General features: G+C 62.3%; 17 protein-coding genes and 3 tRNA genes. 17 read left to right on the top strand and 3 right to left on the bottom strand.

Annotated elements, in window-relative coordinates:
• The first annotated feature begins 577 nt into the window (after positions 1-577).
• The 10 genes from AHA_RS12765 to alr all read left to right on the top strand — a co-directional run bounded on the left by AHA_RS12765 (position 578) and on the right by alr (position 12,144).
• Positions 578-946, top strand: coding sequence for a response regulator (locus AHA_RS12765; RefSeq protein ID WP_011706351.1), 369 nt, complete (start codon positions 578-580; stop codon positions 944-946).
• Positions 943-1,263 carry an STAS domain-containing protein gene (locus tag AHA_RS12770; RefSeq protein ID WP_011706352.1) on the top strand — a complete coding sequence of 107 codons (321 nt, stop codon included), beginning with the start codon at positions 943-945 and terminating at the stop codon, positions 1,261-1,263. Before AHA_RS12765 ends, AHA_RS12770 begins: the two co-directional genes overlap by 4 nt.
• Positions 1,250-3,406, top strand: coding sequence for a chemotaxis protein CheA (locus tag AHA_RS12775; RefSeq protein WP_011706353.1), 2,157 nt, complete (start codon positions 1,250-1,252; stop codon positions 3,404-3,406). The genes AHA_RS12770 and AHA_RS12775 overlap by 14 nt, the downstream gene beginning before the upstream one ends.
• 43 nt (positions 3,407-3,449) lie before the next feature.
• Positions 3,450-5,126, top strand: a complete 1,677-nt coding sequence (locus AHA_RS12780) for a methyl-accepting chemotaxis protein (RefSeq protein ID WP_011706354.1) — start codon at positions 3,450-3,452, stop codon at positions 5,124-5,126.
• A gap of 9 nt (positions 5,127-5,135) precedes the next feature.
• The gene (locus tag AHA_RS12785; protein ID WP_011706355.1) at positions 5,136-5,663 is read left to right on the top strand and encodes a chemotaxis protein CheW; all 528 of its coding nucleotides are present in this window, start codon (positions 5,136-5,138) and stop codon (positions 5,661-5,663) included.
• 2 nt (positions 5,664-5,665) lie between these two features.
• Positions 5,666-6,529: a CheR family methyltransferase gene (locus tag AHA_RS12790; RefSeq protein WP_011706356.1), complete on the top strand. Its 864-nt coding sequence runs from the start codon at positions 5,666-5,668 to the stop codon at positions 6,527-6,529.
• Complete coding sequence (locus AHA_RS12795) at positions 6,526-7,602, top strand: protein-glutamate methylesterase/protein-glutamine glutaminase (RefSeq protein WP_011706357.1); 1,077 nt, start codon at positions 6,526-6,528, stop codon at positions 7,600-7,602. Before AHA_RS12790 ends, AHA_RS12795 begins: the two co-directional genes overlap by 4 nt.
• Before the next feature lie 2 nt (positions 7,603-7,604).
• Positions 7,605-8,813, top strand: coding sequence for an EAL domain-containing response regulator (locus AHA_RS12800; protein WP_011706358.1), 1,209 nt, complete (start codon positions 7,605-7,607; stop codon positions 8,811-8,813).
• 111 nt (positions 8,814-8,924) lie between these two features.
• A complete protein-coding gene (locus AHA_RS12805) occupies positions 8,925-10,556 on the top strand; it encodes a methyl-accepting chemotaxis protein (RefSeq protein WP_011706359.1) in 1,632 nt (543 codons plus the stop codon).
• A 475-nt stretch (positions 10,557-11,031) separates the two neighbouring features.
• Positions 11,032-12,144 carry an alanine racemase gene (alr, locus tag AHA_RS12810; protein WP_172583082.1) on the top strand — a complete coding sequence of 371 codons (1,113 nt, stop codon included), beginning with the start codon at positions 11,032-11,034 and terminating at the stop codon, positions 12,142-12,144.
• Positions 12,145-12,293: 149 nt separating this feature from the next.
• On the opposite strand, the gene AHA_RS12815 is transcribed toward alr, so the two are convergent.
• Entirely contained in the window at positions 12,294-12,989 is a 696-nt protein-coding gene (locus AHA_RS12815) for a B3/B4 domain-containing protein (protein ID WP_011706361.1), read from the bottom strand.
• 43 nt (positions 12,990-13,032) lie between these two features.
• Between AHA_RS12815 and AHA_RS12820 the strand changes: the two genes are divergently transcribed.
• Entirely contained in the window at positions 13,033-13,635 is a 603-nt protein-coding gene (locus AHA_RS12820) for a helix-turn-helix domain-containing protein (RefSeq protein ID WP_011706362.1), read from the top strand.
• 162 nt (positions 13,636-13,797) lie between these two features.
• Here the strand turns inward: AHA_RS12820 and AHA_RS12825 are convergent.
• A tRNA-Ser gene (locus AHA_RS12825) sits at positions 13,798-13,885 on the bottom strand.
• A gap of 183 nt (positions 13,886-14,068) precedes the next feature.
• Positions 14,069-15,865, bottom strand: coding sequence for a C4-dicarboxylic acid transporter DauA (gene dauA / locus AHA_RS12830; RefSeq protein ID WP_172583083.1), 1,797 nt, complete (start codon positions 15,863-15,865; stop codon positions 14,069-14,071).
• Between the two features lie 496 nt (positions 15,866-16,361).
• Here dauA and AHA_RS12835 point away from each other — a divergent pair.
• From AHA_RS12835 to AHA_RS12860, 6 genes are all read left to right on the top strand, one after another.
• Positions 16,362-16,437, top strand: a tRNA-Asn gene (locus AHA_RS12835).
• A gap of 2 nt (positions 16,438-16,439) precedes the next feature.
• Positions 16,440-16,515 (top strand) — tRNA-Asn (locus AHA_RS12840).
• 143 nt (positions 16,516-16,658) lie between these two features.
• On the top strand, positions 16,659-17,144 hold the full coding sequence (locus tag AHA_RS12845; RefSeq protein WP_011706364.1) for a YqhA family protein: 486 nt from the start codon (positions 16,659-16,661) through the stop codon (positions 17,142-17,144).
• A 117-nt stretch (positions 17,145-17,261) separates the two neighbouring features.
• Positions 17,262-17,711, top strand: a complete 450-nt coding sequence (locus AHA_RS12850; RefSeq protein WP_011706365.1) for a hypothetical protein — start codon at positions 17,262-17,264, stop codon at positions 17,709-17,711.
• Between the two features lie 4 nt (positions 17,712-17,715).
• Complete coding sequence (locus AHA_RS12855; protein WP_164927665.1) at positions 17,716-20,685, top strand: YncE family protein; 2,970 nt, start codon at positions 17,716-17,718, stop codon at positions 20,683-20,685.
• Positions 20,685-21,503 carry an FTR1 family iron permease gene (locus tag AHA_RS12860; RefSeq protein ID WP_011706367.1) on the top strand — a complete coding sequence of 273 codons (819 nt, stop codon included), beginning with the start codon at positions 20,685-20,687 and terminating at the stop codon, positions 21,501-21,503. Before AHA_RS12855 ends, AHA_RS12860 begins: the two co-directional genes overlap by 1 nt.
• Positions 21,504-21,529: the final 26 nt, after the last annotated feature.

Consider the following 21,529-nt stretch of genomic DNA (forward strand, 5'->3'; position numbering starts at 1 on the left):
GACTTAGAAAGCATAGCGCACACCGCCAAAATACCCACTAGGGGGTAATTTTGCGTGTTAATGAATTTAATTCATTTAAATTACCCGTTAATTCGTGATGTTAAATAATCAGAATGAAAGCGTTGTCACACTATTTGACCCGGTCTTTATGTTACCAGCCATAGGCTATTTTACCTCGCCGAAAGTGGCTGATAATATATACCTTTATATTTGTATTATTATATGTAAACAAGTGGAATGGACGCGCGAACGATATTTATTATCAGCTTCTAAAATAGGCTCCTCTGCCTATTTCAAGAAATACCCCCCCCCTTGCTTGATTAATTAACTGTCATCAACAGGGTATCTGCATTTCCCCCCTATTCCCCCCTCTTGCAACATGTGGCCCGCCCCCTCCTTCCCGGCTCGGCTGCGCCACCTGGCCCGTACAACTGGCGCCATTTGTCTCTATTGGTCAGTGATGACATAAAAATCTCTCCAACATCAAGCTGTTGAACAACAATTATCACTGAGCCCTGTGCGGGCTCTGCCCTTGGCGCTAAGGGCAAGGAATCCATGAAGTCGATGAGGATGACCGATGAGCAAAACCATACTGGTGGTGGATGATTCCGTGGGGATCAGGGCGGCCATCACCATGACGCTCACCAGCGCCGGTTTTGAGGTGATTGAGGCCGGCGACGGCGAAGCCGCCCTCATCGAACTGGATCAGCGGCGGGTACACCTCATCATCTCCGATCTCAACATGCCCGGCATGGATGGCATGACCCTGCTAAGACGGGTCAAGGCCCAGCAGACTACCCGCTACCTCCCCTTCATCATGCTGACCACCGAAGACTCCGAGCAGATCAAGCGGGAAGGATTCGAGGCCGGCGCCCGGGTCTGGCTCACCAAGCCGTTCGACCCCCTCAAGCTGCTGGACGATGTCTGCAAGGTGGTGCAGCCATGAGCCTGGCGATCGACACCCGGCAGACGCCGGTGACCGCTACCCTGAGCGGCGAGCTCAGCGTCATCACGCTGGGGGATCTGCAGGATGAACTGTTCGGTCTGCTCAATTTCTCGGTATTGACGCTGGATCTCACCCCGCTGGAGATGCTCGATGGCTGCGGTGCCCAGCTCATCGCCATCCTGCAGCAGGAGGCCGGCCAGCAGGGCAAGCAGCTGCGACTCGAGGCCGCTGAAGGGAGCCAGGCCCGCCATGTCTTGAGCCTGATGGGATTGTGGCCAGCCGACCATGGGGAGGGCCGCGCGGATGGACATCAATAAGGCCCGTGCCCTCTTCTTCGAGGAGGCCTACGAGCAGTGCGACAATCTGGAACACGCCCTGCTGGATCGCGACACCTATCCGGCCAATCCCGACACCTACAACCTGATGTTTCGCACCGCCCACACCATCAAGGGCTCGGCTGGCATGCTGGGACTGGCCATGCTGGTGCGCTTCGCCCACGCCATGGAGAACATGCTGGAGCGGCTGCGCAGCGGCGAGATCGCGCTGGACGAACACCTCATCAACCTGCTGCTGGCCTGCAACGATCAACTGCGCGACCTGCTGCAAGGAGCCGAACACAACCCCGAGCTGCAACAGACCGAGACCCAGCAGATCCTGGCCCTGCTCTCCCAGTTGCAAGGGCACCAGACCCTGCCCAGCCAGCCGCTGATCATGCCGGCTCCCGCACCGGTCAATCAGACGGATCGGCGCGCCTGGCACCTCTCCCTGCGCTTTTATCCCGCCCTCTATCAGGATGGCTTCGATCTGCTGGCCTTCATTCGCTACCTCGGCAACCTGGGGGAGATCCACGTCATCCAGCCAGTCTGGCAGGAGTGGCCCCCGCTGCAACTGCTCGATGCCACCGAGTGTTTCCTCGGCTACGAGATTGGCCTGCTCAGCGCCGAACCGGCCGAGCGGATCCGGAGCACCTTTGATTTCGTTGCCCACGCCAGTCTCATCTGCCTGCTCAGCCCCCATCAGGATCTGGCGCAGTTTTCAGAACAGGGGCAAAAACTGGCGGCCTGGCGCAATGAGCCGCTCGCGGCCCAGCTGCAGCGCTGGGTGCAGGCCGGCGCCCTGAGCGAAGCGGAAGCGGCCTGCATCGCGCGAGGCGAACTGACGCCTGGCGCGGCAAACGTCGAACCGGCCCTGGCGCCCCCCATCCAGTCAGCCCCCCCGCCGCAGGAGGCCCCCCAACAACAGACCAGACCCGCACCGCTGCGGGCGGAAGGGCACTACATCCGCATCGAGGCGGCCAAGCTCGATCGGCTGATCAATCGGGTCGGCGAGCTGGTGATCGCCACCTCGGCCACCACCCTGCAGGCGAGGATGAGGGGGGATGCGGAGCTCATCGAATCAGTCGCCATCGTCAACACCCTGGTGGAAGGGATCCGCGACGACGCACTCACCCTGCGCATGGTGCCCATCAACGAGATCTTCAACCGCTTCCCGCGACTGGTGCACGAACTGTCCCAGCAGACCGGCAAGGAGATCCAGCTGCAGATCCGCAACGCCGATACCGACATCGACAAGTCGATGGTCGAGAAGCTGACCGATCCCCTGATGCACCTGGTGCGCAACGCCGCCGATCATGGCCTCGAAGAGCAACAGGCTCGGCTCGCCGCCGGCAAGCCGGCGCAGGGCACCATCACCCTCAACGCCTATCACGATGCCGGCGCCGTGGTGGTGGAGGTCAGCGATGACGGCCGCGGCATCGACCGCGACAAGATCCTCGCCAAGGCCCATGGCCAGGGCCTGCTGCCGGAAGGCAAGGTATTGAGTGAACAGGAGATCTTTCAACTGCTGTTTCTGCCCGGTTTCTCGACGGCCAGCGATGTCAGCGATCTCTCCGGGCGGGGGGTCGGGCTCGACGTGGTCAAGCGCAACCTGGAGTTTCTGCGCGGCGAAACCACCATCGACAGCCGGCTGGGGCTGGGCACCACCTTCAGGCTGAGACTGCCGCTCACCCTGGCCATCATCGACGGTTTTCGCATCGAGGTGGATCACGCCTCCCTGGTGATCCCCCTCGACATGATGGTCGAGTGCATCGATCTGCCGCCGGATGCCCTGCGCACCCCGGCCCGCCAGATCAACGTGCGCGGCGAATGGGTGCCCTTCATCGTCCTGCGCGAGCTGTTTGCCCTGCCCCCTGCCGACGAACCCGAGTTCGTGGTGATGGTGGACTATGCCGACCATCGTGCCGGCATCGTGGTGGATCGCCTGATTGGCGAGGTGCAGGCCGTCATCAAGCCGCTCGGCGAGCTGTTCAAGTCCCTGCGCTACGTGAGCGGCTCCACCATTCTTGGCAACGGTCAGCCGGCGCTCATCCTCGACGTCCCCCAGCTCATCCAGCTGGCCTGGCGGCGGGAACAACATGCGCTCCGGCAACAGGCCGATGCCCTCTACAGCCTCAGAGATTGACCACACACCTTAAGCACATCAACGGAATTGACGGAGTCAGACCATGGACTGGTTTCACAACTTGCAAGTCAGAACAAAGCTGGTGTTCTCGTTCTCCATCCTCATGGTGCTGCTGGTGGTGCTGTCGCTCACCAGCTATTACTCCACCAGGACCATGGTGCAGCTGGTCAGCAACATGCACGCCAACCAGCTGTTGCCGATCAAGGACATCGCCAACGCCAACATCTATGCGGTCTACCAGAACCGGGCCCTCTATCGCTACATCGGTGAGGTCGACCCGGATCTCAAGGCCCAGGCGTTGGTCAACGTCGACAAGTTCGAGAAGGGGATGTGGGATTTTCTGGCCAGCTACCGCAAGACCTATCTCACCCAGCGGGAGGTGGACCTGCTCACCCGCTTCGATCAGGCCTGGGCCACTTACAAGCAGTACGCCAGCGAGATCCTGAAGCTGGCTCAGACACCGGGCCAGGATGGGGTGCCCGAGCGCAACGCCTTTCGGCTGATGGGTGACAAGGGGCGCCCCGCCTTCGACATCGCCGATTCCCTGTTGAGCGATCTGGTCAAGGTGAATGCCGAGCTGGCCACCCAATCCATGGATGAGAGCCAGAACATCTATCAGGACAACCTGCAGATCCTCATCGCCATCGCCAGTGCCGCCTTTCTCATCTGTCTCATCCTGGCCCTGCTGGTGACCCGCAGCATATTGCGCCAGCTGGGGGGCGACCCTTCCTACACGGTGCAGGTGGTGGCCCGGGTCGCCGAGGGGGATCTCTCCACCCCGGTGCTGCTCAAGGCCGACGACACCTCGAGCCTGCTCTATGCAATCAAGAGCATGGCCCACCGCCTCTCCGACACCCTCAACGAGGTGGGCGCCATGTCGGAAGCCATCGGCTCGGCCTCCGAGCAAGTGGCCGCCACCGCCAATGCCCTCTCCCAGACCTCCTCCGAGCTTGCCTCCAGCGTCGAGCAGACCAGTGCCTCGGTCGAGGAGATGACCGCCACCGTCAGCCAGAATGCCGACAATGCCAAGGTGACCGAGAACATCTCCACCCGGGCGGCCAGCAGCGCCACCGACAGCGGCAAGGCGGTCGGCGAGATGGTGCACGCTATGAAGGAGATAGCGTCGCGCATCACCGTCATCAACGACATCGCCAACAAGACCGACCTGCTGGCCATCAACGCCGCCATCGAGGCGGCCCGTGCAGGCGAGCACGGCAAGGGCTTTGCCACCGTCGCTGCCGAGGTGCGCAAACTGGCCGAACGCTCCCAGACTGCCGCCAAGGAGATTGGCGAGCTGGCCGGGCGCTCGGTCAGCGTCGCCGAACAGGCAGGATCCTTGCTGCGTGAAATGCTGCCCGGCATCGATCAGACCGCCACCCTGGTACAGGAGATCGCCTCCGCCTCCCGCGAACAGCGGGCCAGCGTCTCCCAGATCAACATCGCCGTGACCCAGATAAGCGACGGCATGCAGGCCTCGGCCGCCTCGGCTGAAGAGCTCAGCTCCACCTCGGAAGAGCTGAGCTCCACCGCCCTGCAGTTGCAGGAGCTGATGCAGCAGTTCACCCTGCGCGGTGGCAACACCCGCCAGCCCTATACCCCGCACGGCGGCGCCCATGTCATCCGGCGCAGCAAACCGAAGTCGGCATTCTCCCGCCCCTACCCCTTTCATGAAGAGGATCTGGAGCGAGAAATAGACGATGGCAAGTTCACCAACTACTAGGAGCTGGCGATGAGAGACAAGCTTGCCCCTGATACCAGCGCCCACTTTCACTGCGTCACCTTCATGCTGGGCGGCGAACTGTACGGCATCGACATCGGCTGCATTCGCGAGATCATCGAGTTCGAGGGGATGACCCCGGTGCCCATGATGCCGCGCTTCGTACGGGGCATCATCAACCTGCGCGGCGCCGTGGTGCCGGTGATCGACCTCTCCATCCGTTTCGGCCGGGGCCAGACCCTGCTGCAGCCCACCACCTGCGTCGCCATCCTCTCCCTGCCCAACAGCACCGGCGAGGAGCAGGAGATCGGCATGCTGCTGGATGCGGTCTGCGAGGTGCTGGAGATCCGCAGCGACGCCATCGAACCGGCTCCCACCTTCGGCACCCACATCCGCGGTGACTTCATTCAGGGGGTGGTCACCATCGATCAGCAGTTTGCCATCCTGCTCGACATGCACAGGGCCCTCTCCATCGCCGAGCTGAGCGCCATGGCCGAGGCGGCCACCGAGCAGCAGTTCTCTCCGGAACAGGGCGGCTGACCATGGTGGCGCCCCCCTTCACCGCCGAACTCACCCCGACTCTCAGCCAGGGCGAGTTCGATCTGTTTCGCCGCTTCATCCTGAATTCGGCCGGCATCGATCTTGCCCCCTGCAAGCGGGCGCTGGTGCAATCCCGGCTCGCCAAGCGGCTGCGGGCGCTGCACCTCACCAGCTATCACGCCTACTGGGAGCGGATCAATCAATCCAGTGATCCCCACGAGCGGCAGCTCGCCATCAACCTGCTCTCCACCAACGAGACCTATTTCTTTCGCGAATCCCAGCACTTCAGCTGGCTCAAGCACCATGCCGAACAGCTGCTTGCCACTCGCCGCCAGCCGCTGCGGATCTGGTCCGCCGCCTGCTCCACCGGGGAAGAGGCCTACTCCGCCGCCATGGTGCTGGCCGAACAGCTCGGCATCAATGATCGCTGGAGCATCCACGGCACCGACATCAACACCCGGGTCATCCCTTTTGCCCGCCGCGCCGTCTACTCGGTCGAGCGGGCCCAGCACGTGCCGCCCCATCTGTGGCTGCGCTATTTTCAGCGCGGCCATGACGAGTTCGCCGGCAAGATCCGGGTCAAGCCGGAGCTGGCCGGCAAGGTCACCTTTGCCAACCTCAACCTGCTGACATGCGGCGACTATCCGGAGCGCAACTTCGACGTCATCTTCCTGCGCAACGTGCTCATCTACTTCAATGACGAGACCAAGGCACGGGTACTGACGCAGCTCTGCAACCTGTTGCGCCCGGACGGCTACCTGCTGGTCGGCCACTCCGAGATCATCCGCCAGCAGGATCTGCCGCTGGTGCAGGAGGCCCCCTCCCGCTACCGCTGCCTGCCCCTTCAGCCCAAGGAGCTGCCATGACCATACGCGTGCTTATCGTCGACGACTCGGCCCTGGTACGAGAGGTACTGACCCAGATGCTGAGCAAGGCGGAGGATATCGAGGTGATCGGCGCCGCCTTCGATCCCATCTTCGCCATGCAGCAGATGAAGAAGTGCTGGCCCGACGTCATCATCCTCGACATCGAGATGCCGCGCATGGACGGCCTCACCTTCCTCAAGAAGATCATGGCCGAGCACCCCACCCCGGTCATCATCTGCTCCTCCCTCACCGAAGAGGGGGCCATGATCACTCTGGAGGCGATGTCGGCGGGGGCCATCTCCATCGTCACCAAGCCCAGCGTCGGCATCAAGAGCTTCCTGCAACAGTCGGCCAACGACTTCATTCAGGAGATCCGGGGTGCCGTCGGCGCCAAGCTGCGCAATCTGCTGCCCGGTGCCGCCCCGCTGCCGGTCACCCCGAGGCGCAATGCCGACGAGGTACTCTCCCCGCCGGCAGAGCGGATCTCCTTTCGCACCACCGAGAAGATCGTTGCACTTGGCACCTCCACCGGTGGCACCCAGGCGCTGGAGTACCTGCTCTCCCGCCTGCCCGCCACCTGCCCGGGGATCGCCATCGTCCAGCACATGCCGGCCCGCTTCACCGCCTCCTTTGCCGAGCGGCTCAACGGCCTCTCCCAGCTGGAGGTGAAAGAGGCCGAGACCGGCGATCGCCTGCTGCCCGGGGTCGCCATCATAGCGCCGGGGGGCAAGCACCTGCTGATCCAGCGCAGCGGCACCCAGTATCTGGCGGAAGTCAAAGAGGGGCCGCCGGTCTCCCGCCACAGCCCCTCGGTGGACGTGCTGTTTCGCTCGGTGGCGGTGAGTGCGGGGCGCAACGCCCTCGGCGTCATCATGACCGGCATGGGGGATGACGGTGCCCGCGGCATGCGGGAGCTGCACGACACGGGCGCACGCACCATCGCCCAGGATGAAGCCAGTTGCGTGGTATTCGGCATGCCCAAAGAGGCCATAGCCCACGGCGGAGTGGATGAAGTCATGTCCCTCACCCACATTACCCAGACGCTCAGCCGTCCGGATCTACGAGGCGTGTAATTATGTCATTGGAAAAATGGCAAGGCCGCAGTGCCATGGTGGTGGATGACTCCCGCACCCAGCAGTACGAAGTGACCTGCCTGCTGCAGGAGTTGGGGTTCGGCCAGATCCACGTTGCCCATGATGGCCAGGATGCCCTGAACAAGCTGCAGCAGCTCGAACGCATCGATCTGCTGCTGACCGACCTCAACATGCCCGGTATGGACGGGGTCGAGCTCATCAGCAACCTGGAGAAGAACACCCACTACCGGATGTTTGTGGCCGTGATGAGCGGGGTGGAGCGGGACGTGCTGGACGTGATCCACGCCATCGCCGATGCCAGCACCCTGGAGGTGATCGGCGTGCTGTCAAAGCCGCTGCGACAAAGCGATCTGCGCAACATGCTGCAGCATTGCGATCCGCTGGCACACCGGGAAAACAAGAAGTGGATGCAGCTCACCTTCACCGCCGAGGATGTACAGCAGGCGCTGGACAACCGCCAGCTGATCCCCTTTCTGCAGCCCAAGGTGCTGATGGCGGACGCCAGTCTCTACGGCTTCGAGGCGCTGGTGCGCTGGATCCATCCCGAGCACGGGGTCATTCCCCCCATCTGCTTCGTTCATCATCTGGAAGAGGGGCAGCTGGCGCTCGATTTCTTCTACCAGTTCCTGCACGCCACCTGCGAGGCACTCACCACCCTGGGTGCACTGTCCGAGCATCCCACCTGCTCCATCAACATGCCGGTCAGCCTGCTGCTGACGGACAAGCTGGTCGAGAACATGATTGCCATCGTGCAGGCCCATCAACTGCCCTGCAGCGCCATCATCATCGAAGTCACCGAGACCACCTTCATGTCCAATCTCGCCATGTCGCTGGGCACCCTGGCACGCTTGAGACTGCGGGGATTTGGCATCGCAATGGATGATTATGGCACCGGCTACTCCTCCATGAAGCAGCTATCTCGCTGTCCTTTCACCGAGATCAAGATTGACAAGGAATTCGTGCACGACGCCCATAGCAGCCCCAAGAAGCTGGCTATATTGACCTCAGCGATCGTCATGAGCCAGAAGCTCAACCTCAAGACGGTCGCCGAGGGAGTGGAGACCGAAGAGGACTGGAAACAGCTGGCACTGCTCGGCTGCGAGCTGGCGCAAGGCTATTACATCAGCCGACCGCTGCCGGTAGATCAGATTGAAAAATGGTTTGCCGAATGGCAGGCCAGGGCGACCTGAATCGTGTCCCTTTGCGCTATTGAGGAACCCCGCTCTGAGAGGGCGGGATAACAACAACACCGGCAGTATCGACATCGCTGCATGGACGCTTGAAACAAGCATGAGGCTACCATGAACAACCTACTTCGCCAGCTCTCCATCAAGACGCGGCTTATCGTCTCCTTCCTGTTGCTGAATCTCATCCTGATCGGGGTCGGGCTCTACGGCAAGCAGAACACCAACACCATCAATGACATGCTTAACGACATGTACCTCAACATCCTGACCCCCATCACGGATGTCGCCAACGCCAACATGCAGGCCATCTATCACAACCGCTCGCTGTTCGATTACGTCATCGAGCCGACCCAAAGCGGCATGGACAAGATTGCCAGGGATATGGATCTGCACGAGCAGAAGATGGCCGCCCTGCTGGACAAGTACCGGGCAACCCAGCTGAGCGAACCGGAGAAACTGGCTCTGGCGGACTTTGACCGCGCCTGGCCGCTTTACAAGGAATCGGCACGCAAGGCGATGGCGGCAAGTTACGCCAACGACAACGACAGCGCCATCAAGCTGATGAAGGGCGAGGCCGCCACCACGTTTCAGGTGGTGGACGATCTGCTCAGCAAGCTGGTCGACATCAATCAGGGGCTGGGCAAGCAGGCCTACGATGAGAGCGACGTGATTGCCAGCGACATCACCACCGCCACCTACACCATACTCGCCATCTCGGTGCTGCTCTCCTTGCTGCTGGGCTGGCTGCTCAGCGGCAGCATCAACCAGCCGCTGCTCGCCATCATGCAGGATCTGCAACAACTGGCGCAGGGCCGGCTCACCGCCCCGGATCAGGCTGAGGGCAACGACGAGCTGACCCGCATGCAGCAGGCGATGATCAGCACCCGCCGCAGCCTGCGCGACATCGTCTCGACCATGCAGCATGCTGCCGAAAGCCTCACCGCCAGTGCCTCCCAGCTGGGGGCGGCGGCCGAGCAGGTCAATACCAGCTCCCAGCAGCAGTCCCTCGCCACCGCCAACACGGCCGCCTCGGTCGAAGAGCTTACTACCTCCGTCTCCCAGCTCTCCTCGTTTGCCAATCAGGCCAACAGCGTGGTGATGCAATCCGGGGAGATAGCCCAGGCTGGCGAGAAGCAGGTCAAGCACGCCTCCCAGGAGGTGCTCAGGGTCACCACGGCGGTCAACGACTCCGCCAAGCAGGTGCAGGGACTGTTTGACGACATCACCCGCATCAGCCAGATCTCGGTGATGATCCAGGGGGTCGCGGATCAGACCAACCTGCTGGCGCTCAACGCCGCCATCGAAGCGGCCCGGGCCGGCGACATGGGCCGCGGTTTCGCCGTGGTGGCCGACGAGGTGCGGACCCTGGCGGCGCGCACCACCCAGGCCACCCAGGAGATCAACGAGATGCTCACCTCCATCCAGCAAGGGGCCACCAGCGCGGTCAAGGGGATGAACGCCTGCTCCGACAGCATGAGCACGGTGCGGGAGACCACCGAGGGGTCCAGCGAAACCATGGCCCAGGTGGATCAGAGCTCCCGCAAGGTGGTGGAGCTGATCCAGGAGATAAGCTCCATGCTCCACGAGCAGGCCGCCGCCAGCCAGCTCATCGCCCAGTCGGTGGAAGAGATCACCCAGATGTCGCTGGAGAACGTCTCCGCCGCCGAAAGCGTCAATCATGACGCCTCCCAGCTGACCACCATCATCCAGCAGCTCAATCAGGGCATCGGGTTCTTCAAGGTCTAATACAAACGCTGAGACCCGCCCGGCCATGGGCCTGGCGGGTCTCTCCTCCTTATCCTGCCATCAAGCTCCCATCTTGACCCCGCCTCTTTGCCACGGGCTCCCGAAGGTCCGGCGCAGGAGTGCCGACATCAGCACGGCATTCACTCAACCATCCATCAGAAATGGCCCAAAACAGCCTCATTCCCCTCCCGTTTTGAGGGACAAAACCAGTGATAAATACTGGGTCATAGGGAGCCAGAGAAAGCGTTGGCAGGCAAATTTATACAGAGGAATATCCCGTATTTTGCGCATTTACGCATTCCTATTTGCCACATAATTTACCAACAAAAAAACAACTGATAACATCTTTTTACATTTTAAAGCACATAAAACAACATGGTTCGGTGACCCCCCGTTTGCTCGTCGCGGCAGCCAGGATCACCGGATCAGGATTGAAACCAGCAGCCAACTTCTCATCGAGCAGACACCCGACCCCATGATGAACACAGTTACGGCCAGCATCGATATCGATGCACTCCAGCACAATTTCGCCGTGGTGCGCCGCCATGCCCCCCACAGCAAGATCATCGCGGTACTCAAGGCCAATGCCTATGGCCACGGGCTGCTGCCGGTGGCCCACGCACTCGCCCAGGCCGATGCCTATGCAGTGGCCAGGGTCGAGGAGGCGCTGGTGCTGCGCGCCAACGCCATCACCAAGCCCATTCTGGTGCTGGGAGGCTTCTTCAGTGCCGAGGCGCTGCCGCTGCTGGCGAAACACGAACTGCAAACCACCTTGCATACCTGGGAGCAGCTGGCACTGCTCGAGCAGGCCAGTCTGCCCGCCCCCATCAAGGTGTGGCTCAAGCTCGATACCGGGATGAACCGGCTCGGGCTGCGCGCCGAGGAGCTGCCCGCTTTCATCGAGCGGCTGAGCCATTGTCGCAACGTGGTGCAGCCGTTCCATCTCATGACCCACTTCAGCCAGTCCGATGAACAGGATACCCAGGCCACCCGGCTGCAGATCGAAGAGTTCAACCGCCTCTCTGCTCATCTGCCGGGCGAGCGGGCCATGGCCAACTCCGCCGGCATCCTCGCCTGGCCGGCGTCCCGCAGCGACTGGATCCGGCCTGGTCTCATGCTCTACGGCGCCTCCCCGTTTGCCGGTCAGCTCGCCGCCGACCATGACCTGCGTCCGGTCATGACCCTCAAGAGCCAGCTCATCGCCACCCGCGCCTGCGCGCAGGGCGAAGCGGTCGGCTATGGGGGACACTGGGTAGCGGATCGAAATACCACCCTCGGCGTGGTGGCGGCGGGCTACGGGGATGGCTACCCCCGCATGGCGCCCGAAGGGACCCCCATGCTGATCAATGGCCGCCAGGTACCCATCGTGGGTCGGGTTTCCATGGACATGATCACCGTCGATCTGGGGCCGGCGGCCCGCGACAAGGTGGGAGACGAGGTGACGCTGTGGGGGGAAGGGCTGCCGGTGGAACAGGTGGCCGAAAAGATAGGCACCATCCCCTACGAACTGCTGACCCGCCTGACCAGCCGGGTCCATCTCACGTACTGTGACAAGCGCGAACAGATGCCGATGTTGAAGCTGGCCTGAGCAAGCGGGTACGGGCCTGTGATATGGGCCTTTCATCCCGTCATCAGGAACAGGTAAGCCTTTTACCCAGCCTCATAGCGAGAGCAGCAACATCACAGCGGGGTCCCTTCCTCCCAGCGTTGGGATAAAAGGCGCCCCTGCTGCCGAGTTCACGGAAGCTCGAAGCCGACCAGGCTCTGCTCGATGCGGGCGTCAGGCATCATGCGCCGCAGCCCGTCCACCAGCTTGGCAGCGGCCTCCTGCAAGGCCGCCAGCGGCATCTCGGGCAGGCTCTCCAGAATGAACCACATCTGTCTGGCATCGCAATCCAGGCGCGTTCTCACCCCTTGACGCCAGTTCCAGCGCCGGCAGGTAACGCCCAGGTCGTCGCGCCAGATCACCTCGCCCGCCTCCGGGCACTCCTGCGCCGGCGCCCCCTCTTTCATGGTGTCAAAGGCTTCGCTGCCATCGGCAATGACCAGCCGGGGCGTCCCGACATAGGCGGCCAGGTTCTCCCCGCCGACCGGGAGGGCGTAGGCGAGGCTGATGGCGTTGTAGAGATCCACCACGGGATCGATGCTCGGCAGAGCGCCATCACGCAGCACCCGCTTGCGCAGGGCATCCGCCGAACAGGGTGTACGCTGGGGCTTGGCACCAAACCGCTTGAATACCTCGGCCCAGGCGGCCAGATGCGCCTCGGTCCAGGGCGCGGGGTCGTGCAGAACCCGCTGGCAAGCCTGCGCCAACGCCTCCGTGGCGATAGCTGGATTGACGATCTCGTCGGTCTGCAGAGTAATGCTGATAGCCCGAAATCCCGGGGCCAGCGTCGCCAGCGCGGGATCGATTGACGGTTGTACCGATCTCATGGAATATCCTTATATCGACTATTTTATTTCATGATAATGACCGATGACCAAGAGAGTCAATATAACGACCGATGCCGGCGCCGATGTGGGGCATGTCACTGCCGCCGTCTCTCGCCGGCTCAAGGAGTACAGACAACAGGGCCGACTGTCGCTCGATGAGCTGTCGCGCCGGGCCGGGGTGAGCAAGGGGATGCTGGTCGAAATCGAAAAGGGGGCGGCCAACCCCAGCATCGCCATCCTGTGCAAGCTGGCCGCCGCGCTCGGGGTATCGGTTGCCGATATCGTCGACGTAGCCAGCACCCCGACGGTGCACCTGATCGAGCCGCAAGCCATCCCGACCCTGTGGCAGGGCCCGCTCGGCGGTTCGGCCCGCCTGCTGGCCGGTACCCGGGGACCGGACATGATAGAGCTGTGGCACTGGCAGCTGTACCCCGGCGAGCAGTTTGACTCTGACGGCCACCCGCCCGGCACGGTGGAGCTGTTTCACGTCGAGCAAGGTACCCTGCAACTGCAGTTGGGAGCGGGCGAGCTTGCCGTCACTCAGGGTTGTTCGGCCGTGGCCCGCACCGACCTGCCCCACGCCTATCGCAACACAGGCGACAGCGTGCTGCGCTTTACCATGACGGTGGTGGAGCCGCACGGCTGAGGCTGGTCGCTGCGAGATGACAAAGCGTATCCTGATGAACAACGCCTCCTGATAAACAAAAAGGCCCCGTCTTGCGACGGGGCCTTTGCCAATTGGTGGCGAGCACGGATATGGCTGCGCCAAATTACAAAAAACCGACCATCAGGTCGGTTTTTTGTAATTTGGCGGTGAGGGAGGGATTCGAACCCTCGATACGTTGCCGTATACACACTTTCCAGGCGTGCTCCTTCAGCCACTCGGACACCTCACCAAATTTTGGTCTGCTGTTTAACGTGCTCAGCCAGCACGATGTTCGCTGCGCTGTTGCGCTGGAACGGGGCGTAATGTACGGGATACGACGGCATGCGGTCAATGCAATTTTTCACTTTTTGCGTTCGTTTGCTCATTATCCGAACCAAGTGACTAAAAACATGCCGTTTCGTATCCCTTTCCATCAATTTCCGGTCGCTTCGTGCAAGTGCTCGCCTTTGAGCGCCTCTTCCAGCGAGCCGTAAAACTCCAGCTGACCGGGCACCGGACGCACCTTGGCACGCGCCAGGGTCTTGAGCGGCTGGAACTGCAGCTCGGCCACCCTCAGCTGTACCCCCGCCTTGGCCATCTGCTTTTCAAACTGCAGGAAGGCGGAGAGCCCGCCGGCGTCCAGGATGGAGACCGCCTCCATCTGCAGCACCAGCAGCTTGTGGCCCTTGACCTGGGCCACCAGCTCGCCGAACACCCGCTCGGCAGCGGCAAAGAACAGCGGGCCGTTGATCTTGTAGAGCAGCGCCTGTTCCGGGACCTCATGGGCATAGCGCTTGTGATCCGCCAGATCATGCAGCTTGGTCATCTTGGCAATCTCGCGCATGAACAGCAGGGAGGCGAGGATCACCCCGAAGGTGATGGCGATGACCATGTCGAAGATGACGGTCAGCGACAGACAGACCAGCAGCACCAGCACGTCGGATTTGGGTGCACGCCGGATCAGCTCCACCACCTTGTGCGCCTCGCTCATGTTCCAGGCGACAATGAGCAGCAGGGCCGCCATGGCCGAGAGCGGCAGCCAGGAGAGCCAGGGCGCCAGCACCAGGATGGCTGCCAGCACCACCAGCGCATGCACGATGCCGGAGATGGGAGAAGTTGCCCCGGCCCGCACGTTGGTGGCGGAGCGGGCAATGGCGGCGGTGGCGGTGATGCCGCCGAAGAAGGGGGCGACTATGTTGCCAAGCCCCTGCCCCACCAGCTCGGCGTTGGAGCTGTGCTTGCGACCTGTCATGCCGTCCAGCACCACGGCGCAGAGCAAGGATTCGATGGCCCCCAGCATCGCCATGGAGAAGGCGGCGGGCAACAGGCGCTCGATGGCGGCCAGGTTCCACTCCACCGGCGAGCCATCCGGCCCCGGCAGGGCCCAGGGCATCACCAGAGTCGGCGCGATGGGCGGGATCCCCATGCCCTGACTGCCGTCGGCCAGGGTATAGCTGAACTTGCTGCCGATGGTGGCGACGTCCACCCCGAACTGATGCAGGCCAAAGCCAAGGCCCACCCCCACCAGCACGGCGGGCAGGTGGCCTGGCACCGGCAGCCGCAGGCGCGGCCAGAGCAGCAGCACCGCCAGGGTCGCAATGCCGACCAGCGTATCCCCCCACTGCCAGCTGGGCAAGGCATGGGCCAGCGCCTCGACCTTGCCGATGTAGGTTTCCGGCATCTCGGGCACGTGCAGGCCGAAGAAGTCCTTGATCTGCAGAGTTGCGATCACGATGGCGATACCACCGGTGAAGCCCAGGGTCACCGAAGGCGGAATGTACTCGATGAGGCGTCCGAGCCGGGCCACCCCCATGGCCACCAAGAAGAAGCCCGAGATCAGGGTCGCCATCAACAGGCCGCCCACACCGAACTGCTGGGCCACCGGATAGAGGATCACCACGAAGGCGGCGGTCGGCCCCGAGATGGAGAAGCGGGAGCCGCCGGTCACTGCGATCACGATGCCGGCGATGATGGCGGTATAGAGACCGTGCTGCGGCGGCACGCCACTGGCGATGGCCAGCGCCATGGCCAGCGGAATGGCGATGATGCCGACCGTGATGCCAGCGATCAGGTCGCGGCCAAAGCGGGGAACGCTGTAGGGTTCGTCAATACAGGATTGGCGTAAAGCAATGGCCAGCTTCACGCTTTGCAAAGGTGCTTGGTTGTGCATGTATTCGTAATACCAGAAGAGGGAGATAAAGGCCGGATTGAACCGGCGCCCGATCATCATCAAGGGCCGGCAGAGCTGTCGACACGGCGATGGTATCCTGGCCAACCATACCCCAGCCGATGAAATATTTCGATGGGCGGGATCAATGAATGGCCGTTACCACGCAGAATTACCGTTTATTGTCAGCATATCGGCCACTTTTCTCACCATTACGCAGCACATTCACTTCGCCTGCTAACCAATTTCTCCCGCCCTTATGCGTGCCCCTGCCCTCTCCCCTCCTTTATCTCTGCCATTGTTCGGCCATAAGACAGCTGCTTATCCCGCACCATGCCATCCCGAGCATCGACATATCCTCATTCATCCCCTCTTCATTCCATTAAGCCGTCTCGATGAGCCCGAGAGGGCAGCGCCAAGCTGCTGATTGTGCTGAAAATAGTCCACAGCGGCCAAGTTTTGGGCAAACGGGCCAAAATCCCCTTTTTGCAGCGGATCGCGGGTTGACACCCGGCGGATGGGCCATTAATATCCGCAGCGTCTCGACGAGACAGGCAATTCCTCCTTAGTTCAGTCGGTAGAACGGCGGACTGTTAATCCGTATGTCACTGGTTCAAGTCCAGTAGGAGGAGCCAATTCCCTCGTAGTTCAGTCGGTAGAACGGCGGACTGTTAATCCGTATGTCACAGGTTCAAGTCCTGTCGAGGGAGCCACATTCGAAAGCCCAGCCTTATGGCTGGGCTTTTTTCGTTTCCCCTTGCTCTGCCGCCATCAGCCCTCTGTGCGCAAACAGGGATGCCCTCGATGGCGGATCCGCGCCATAATCAGCGCAACCTCACCCTCTTCAGGAGTTTTCATGCGCCGTTTCAACTTCATGCTCAATGGCAGCCGGTTGATGATGTTCCCCTTCTATGTCTGCATTCTGGTCTGCGTGGCCCTGCTGATGGTGAAATTCGCCATGCTGCTTTATGCCCTGTGCATCGACATCGTGGGCATTCACTACATGGACCTCATCACCGGCGTACTCACCCTGGTGGACTTCGTGCTGGTGGCCCAGATGCTGATACTGGTCTCCATCTGCGGCTATGTGCAGTTCATCCAGACCCAGGAGCAGCGCGAGGCGCTCGGCAACAACTGGCTCAGCAAGATCAACTTCGCCTCCCTCAAGCTCATCGTCATCAACTCCCTGGTCACCATTGCCGGGATTGAAGTGCTCAAGGCCTTCCTGGATGACGGGGTCGGCAACGAGGTGGAGATGAAGTGGTCGGTGATCGTGTTCCTCGCCTTCTCCACCGCGGCGCTCATCTACGCGGTGACCGAGCGGCTGGCGGACCACAAATAGCGCCGGTTTTCATTCAGCCTTTATTCATCAAGAGCGGAATTGATAACTCTTTTCATTACCTTTCCTGCATTGTAAACTTGCTCCCCCGGGCTGCACTGCCCGGGCGTTGGAGCACCTATGACAAGCCTTTCCCTCTCACCACGACACTGCTGGCAGTGGCTGGCCTATCACCATCAGGCCGCCGAGGGCTCCCTCTATCTGATGTTCTTCTCAGGCCTGCTGCTGTGGGAACCGCTGACCCCGCTCTGGTCGCTGGCACGCTGGAACCTGTTCCTGCACGTCGCCCTCTCGCTCACCCTGTTCCCCCTGCTGTTCGGCGCCTTCTGGCTCTCCCATCGCAGTCTGCTGCGCAAAAGCCGCAAGCCGTTCTTGCGCACCACCGGCCGCATCATCGAAGCCTTGCTGCTGGTCTGTCTGGCCAGCGGGCTGCTGCTGGTACTGCACGGCACCCCGGGCGATGGCATGGGCAACCTTGCCAGCTGGGCCCACTGGCTGAGCGCGCTCGCGTTGACTCCCCTGGTGCTGCGCCACGCTTGGCGCTGGACCATCTTGAAATGGCGCACCTGATCTTATGTTGAAATTGTTGTTATCCCTGATGTTGGCCACCCTGCTGCTGGGGGCCGCCTCGGCCCAGGAGATGGGCGCCGCCATGATTGCCTATGACGAGGGGAACGCTCCGCGCCTGGTCACCGCCAACCAGAGCGCCGGCTCGGTCACCCTGCTTGAGCGCGATAGCGGCAAGCGGCTGAAAGAGGTGCAACTGGGTGGCGATCTGCGCCAGTTGGCCCGCGCAGACGACGGCACCCTGCTGGTGAGCGATTATCGCGGCGATCGCCTGCTGCTGCTGGATGATGATCTCACCCTGGACAAGGCGATCCCCACTGGCCATCGTCCCTACGGGGTCATCTTCGATCCCAAGCGGCAGTGGTTCTGGGTCACGCTGTTCGAATCAGCTAGCCTGCAGGCCTATGACACGGCGGGCAAGCTGCAGCTGGATGTGGCCACTGCCGAGACCCCGCGCGGACTGGCCTTGACCGACAATGATCGCCTGCTGCTCACCCACGCCATGACCGGCCAGCTTGCCATCTATGATCTCGCCAAACTCGGCAGCGGCGCCAAAGGCGCTACCCTGCCCAAGCCCAAGCTCATCACCCTGGCCGAGACCCACAGCGACACCCCAAGCGACTCGCAGGGCTTGCCGCGCCTGCTGGACGGCATCGCCCTCTCCCCCGATGGCAGCGAGGCCTGGCTGCCCCACGTGCTGTGGAGCTTCGATCACCCCTTCCAGTTTCAGAGCACCGTCTTCCCGGCCGTCTCCATCATCGATCTGGATGAAGAGAAAGAGCGGGTGGACGAGCGTAAGCAGCTCTTTTTGCAGATCAACCTGCCCAGCGTCGGCAACCGCAGCCAGATCGTCTCCAACCCCTTCGCCGCGCGCTTCGCCGCCGACGGCAAGCGGGTCTACCTGACCCTGGCGGGCTCGGAGGATCTGCTGGTGTTCGACCTGTCGCGCAGCGGCAAGCAGAACAGCAACCGCCACCGCCGCAAGAAGTTCCAGGGCGGCGCCAAGGCGACCCAGCTCCTTCGCCACCTGCCGGGCCAGAATCCGCGGGACTTGTTTGTAGACGGCGACCACATCCTGGTGCACAGCGTCATGGGGCAGGATCTCACCCGCCTCAACACCGGTGGCAGCGGCCCGTTTGCCCGGGTCACCGTGGATGTGCCCCACTTCGCCAAGCTGGTGGAGACGGATCCGCGCCCTGAACCGCTTCAGCGCGGCGAGCGGTTGTTCAACTTGGGCAACACTGCCGCCAACAGTCGCTTCCCCATGGCGGGGGACAACTGGATGAGCTGCAACTCCTGCCATCTGGACGGGTTCAACTTCACCAACCGCTATCTGATGGCGGCCCACCGACAGCAGAGCGGCGACAACGCCATCAACGGCCACGCCAACCTCGCCAACATGGTGGCGGGGGACTTTATCGGCGAATACCTGCGCATGACCCAGCAGACCCAGGGCGGCATGGGCCATGACACCCGCGATGGCGCCGAGCCGGTTGACCCCGCCAAACCCCAACCTGAGGTGAAGGCGATGATGGAAGATCTGCACGCCTTCGTCACCGCCGATGGCAACCTCCCCTATCTTGCCAACTGGCTCAGGCTCGATGCCCCACGCAGGGATCCTGCCAAGGCGCCGACCACTCATCCCAAGGAGTGGCTCAACTCCGCCTCCTGCCAGAACTGCCACCAACAGGCGTTCCAGGACTGGAGCGAGAGCAACCACCGGCTGATGGGCAACTCCCACCCCTACTACAAGGTGGTGCAGGCGTTGGCCCGTGAAACCGAGGGGGAAGCCTTCGGCCAGTGGTGCCAGGGCTGCCACATGCCCCAGCAGGTGATGAACGGCCAGCAGGATCTGCCCAAGGGCTCCCACATGTTTGAGCGCGGCGGCGCCTCGCTCATTGCCGCCCACAAAGCAGGCGAGCCCGTGGTGGAAGAAGGCACAAGCTGCGTGCTCTGCCATCGCATCACCCGGCTCGAGGATGCCGGCGGCAACAGTGCCTTTACCGTGAATCTGAAAGACCGCGAGAGCTATGTGTTCGAGGATGCCGCCGGCGGCAGCCTCCAGCACTGGCTGGCGGAGCGGCAGATCAACGCCCGCCCCGCCATGCACAAGACTTCCTACCAGAAGGATTTCTACCGCGACGCCGCCCTGTGCAAGTCGTGCCACAACGAGTTTGCCCCCGGCACCGGCGCCAACATCGTCAACACCTGGGACGAGTGGGAGAACTCCAGCTTCGCCAAGGCGGACGATCCCGCCAAGCGGCGCACCTGCATCGACTGCCACATGAACCCGGAACCGGGCAACGGCGGCGCGCCGGTGGCGGGCCAGTCCACCGAAAACGGCACAGTGAAAGAACGGCTCTATCGCCACAACTTCACCGGCGCCCAGCATCAGCTGGTGGGGCTGAGAAGTGCAACCCTCGAGCAGGAGAGCCTGGCGCTCTTGCGCTCAAGCGCTACCCTCTCGGCCCGGATCGAGCAGGTGGCCGCTAGCCCGCAGCTGGTGGTGCGGGTCGCCAATACCGGCGCCGGCCACGCCCTGCCCACCGGGGTCGCCGATTTCCGTGAACTCTGGCTCGAGCTGACTGTCACCGACGCCAGCGGCAAGCGGGTGCTTGCCAGCGGCCAGCCGGTGGATGGCGCCGTGCCCGACGATGCGCGGCTATTCAGAAAAGTGTTCGGCGATGCCGAGGGCAAGCCAGTGGGGCTCAAGTTCTGGCGCTACGCCAAGCTCTTGGAAGACACCCGCATTCCGGCCGATGGCTGGCGCGATGAAGCCTGGCCGCTGCCGGCGGATGCCAAGGGGCCCTTCAAGGCCGATATCAAACTCAATTTCCGCACCTACCCCAAGTGGGTCAATGATGCGGTGCGCGCCGCCGAGCCGAGCTTGCCGGAGCCACCCATAATAATGCTCAACCGGCTGCAACTCACCCTGCAGCCTCTCCCAGTCACGCCCGCTACGGAGCCTCAATCCTGATGTTTGCAAGTTTTCTCATTACCCTGCGCGAGGGGCTGGAAGCCTTCCTGCTGGTCGGCATCTGCCTCTCCTACCTCGCCAAGCTGGGGGCGAGCCGCTACAACAAGTTCGTCTATCTGGGGGTGGGGCTGGGTCTGCTTGCCTCCCTCGTCGTCGCCTTCCTGTTCCAGGTGGTGGTGAGCCAGTTCGAGAGCGAGCGCTACAACCACCTGTTGATGGCGGGGATCCTGATTTTCGCCACCCTGGTACTCACCTACATGGCAGTCTGGATGCAGAAGCAGGCCAAATCCCAGGTGGGGGCCATGACGGCGCGCATCGATGCCGCCATCGACGGCGGCAACCTGTTTGGTCTGGTGCTGCTCGCCTTCCTGGCAGTGATGCGCGAAGGCTTTGAAACCGTGCTGTTCTTCTCGGCCCTGGTCTACTCCGGGCAAGGGGTGGATCTGCACGAGGGGCTGATGGGGGCGCTGGGTGGTCTGCTGCTGTCGGTGGTGCTGGTGTGGGGGCTGCTGCGCTCCACCCGCAAGGTGGCGCTGGCCCCCTTCTTCCGCTGGACCGGCCTGCTCATCATCATCATCGCCGCCGGGCTGCTGTCGTCCGCCGTCAACATGTTGCAGGCAGCCGGGCTCATCACCTTCTGGACGACGCCTGTCTTCAACATCAGTCACATTCTCGACGATCAGGGGGTATTTGGTACCTTCCTGCGTGCCCTGTTTGGCTACAATGCCTCACCAGCCGGCCTGCAGTTGCTGACCTGGGCCAGCTACCTGGTGATCTTCGTCACCGTCTGGCATCGCAACTATCGTCCCCAGCGCTGATCGCCCAGCGCGGCGCAGCAGCGGAT

Origin of the sequence: Aeromonas hydrophila subsp. hydrophila ATCC 7966, from assembly GCF_000014805.1 — a bacterium.
GTDB classification, from domain to species: domain Bacteria; phylum Pseudomonadota; class Gammaproteobacteria; order Enterobacterales; family Aeromonadaceae; genus Aeromonas; species Aeromonas hydrophila.

What these genes read in the sequence shown, in the direction of transcription:
- AHA_RS12765 (WP_011706351.1), top strand. Translation starts at nt 578, where the DNA reads ATGAGCAAAACCATACTGGTGGTGGATGATTCCGTGGGGATCAGGGCG.
- AHA_RS12770 (WP_011706352.1), top strand. Translation starts at nt 943, where the DNA reads ATGAGCCTGGCGATCGACACCCGGCAGACGCCGGTGACCGCTACCCTG.
- AHA_RS12775 (WP_011706353.1), top strand. Translation starts at nt 1,250, where the DNA reads ATGGACATCAATAAGGCCCGTGCCCTCTTCTTCGAGGAGGCCTACGAG.
- AHA_RS12780 (WP_011706354.1), top strand. Translation starts at nt 3,450, where the DNA reads ATGGACTGGTTTCACAACTTGCAAGTCAGAACAAAGCTGGTGTTCTCG.
- AHA_RS12785 (WP_011706355.1), top strand. Translation starts at nt 5,136, where the DNA reads ATGAGAGACAAGCTTGCCCCTGATACCAGCGCCCACTTTCACTGCGTC.
- AHA_RS12790 (WP_011706356.1), top strand. Translation starts at nt 5,666, where the DNA reads ATGGTGGCGCCCCCCTTCACCGCCGAACTCACCCCGACTCTCAGCCAG.
- AHA_RS12795 (WP_011706357.1), top strand. Translation starts at nt 6,526, where the DNA reads ATGACCATACGCGTGCTTATCGTCGACGACTCGGCCCTGGTACGAGAG.
- AHA_RS12800 (WP_011706358.1), top strand. Translation starts at nt 7,605, where the DNA reads ATGTCATTGGAAAAATGGCAAGGCCGCAGTGCCATGGTGGTGGATGAC.
- AHA_RS12805 (WP_011706359.1), top strand. Translation starts at nt 8,925, where the DNA reads ATGAACAACCTACTTCGCCAGCTCTCCATCAAGACGCGGCTTATCGTC.
- alr (WP_172583082.1), top strand. Translation starts at nt 11,032, where the DNA reads ATGATGAACACAGTTACGGCCAGCATCGATATCGATGCACTCCAGCAC.
- AHA_RS12815 (WP_011706361.1), bottom strand. Translation starts at nt 12,989, where the DNA reads ATGAGATCGGTACAACCGTCAATCGATCCCGCGCTGGCGACGCTGGCC.
- AHA_RS12820 (WP_011706362.1), top strand. Translation starts at nt 13,033, where the DNA reads ATGACCAAGAGAGTCAATATAACGACCGATGCCGGCGCCGATGTGGGG.
- dauA (WP_172583083.1), bottom strand. Translation starts at nt 15,865, where the DNA reads ATGATGATCGGGCGCCGGTTCAATCCGGCCTTTATCTCCCTCTTCTGG.
- AHA_RS12845 (WP_011706364.1), top strand. Translation starts at nt 16,659, where the DNA reads ATGCGCCGTTTCAACTTCATGCTCAATGGCAGCCGGTTGATGATGTTC.
- AHA_RS12850 (WP_011706365.1), top strand. Translation starts at nt 17,262, where the DNA reads ATGACAAGCCTTTCCCTCTCACCACGACACTGCTGGCAGTGGCTGGCC.
- AHA_RS12855 (WP_164927665.1), top strand. Translation starts at nt 17,716, where the DNA reads ATGTTGAAATTGTTGTTATCCCTGATGTTGGCCACCCTGCTGCTGGGG.
- AHA_RS12860 (WP_011706367.1), top strand. Translation starts at nt 20,685, where the DNA reads ATGTTTGCAAGTTTTCTCATTACCCTGCGCGAGGGGCTGGAAGCCTTC.